2 tRNA genes and 2 rRNA genes are annotated in these 572 nt (G+C 51.0%); all 4 read right to left on the bottom strand.

The window, feature by feature from the left end:
* Window positions 1-119, bottom strand: a 23S ribosomal RNA gene (locus MRBLPE1_RS10580); the annotation flags it as partial.
* A gap of 103 nt (window positions 120-222) precedes the next feature.
* Window positions 223-298, bottom strand: a tRNA-Ala gene (locus MRBLPE1_RS10575).
* A 30-nt stretch (window positions 299-328) separates the two neighbouring features.
* Window positions 329-405, bottom strand: a tRNA-Ile gene (locus MRBLPE1_RS10570).
* Window positions 406-522: 117 nt separating this feature from the next.
* A 16S ribosomal RNA gene (locus MRBLPE1_RS10565) occupies window positions 523-572 on the bottom strand; the annotation flags it as partial.

The raw sequence follows: 572 nt of genomic DNA, 5'->3' as shown, positions 1-572 counted from the left end.
TTCGGAAATCCTCGGATCAATGCCTGCTTACGGCTCCCCGGGGCGGTATCGTTGTTCGCCACGTCCTTCTTCGGCTCCTGGTGCCTAGGCATCCTCCGTGCGCTCTTACTAGCTTAACCATATGCTCGGGTGATCGCTCACCTTCGCTTCTAATAAAAACAACTAAAGGATGTTTCAGCAATTCTTTTCTTTCGTTATCCAGTTTTCAAGGTGCAATTTTATTGGTGGAGCCAAGCGGGATCGAACCGCTGACCTCCTGCTTGCAAGGCAGGCGCTCTCCCAGCTGAGCTATGGCCCCAAATGGGTACCGACTTCTCAGAGTCGATAATGGTGGGCCTTAGTGGACTCGAACCACCGACCTCACCCTTATCAGGGGTGCGCTCTAACCAGCTGAGCTAAAGGCCCTTGGGTATTCCCTTTGGACTTCCTGTTGAAAGAGTATTAATCTTTCAAAACTGACAACGAGTAAGCGATAAACTGCCAAGTTTATCCGAACCTCATCGGGTCCGGGTATTTCCTTAGAAAGGAGGTGATCCAGCCGCACCTTCCGATACGGCTACCTTGTTACGACT

The organism is Paenibacillus sp. LPE1-1-1.1, from assembly GCF_040676435.1.
GTDB lineage: Bacteria > Bacillota > Bacilli > Paenibacillales > Paenibacillaceae > Pristimantibacillus.
This window is presented reverse-complemented; position numbering and strand designations above follow the sequence as displayed.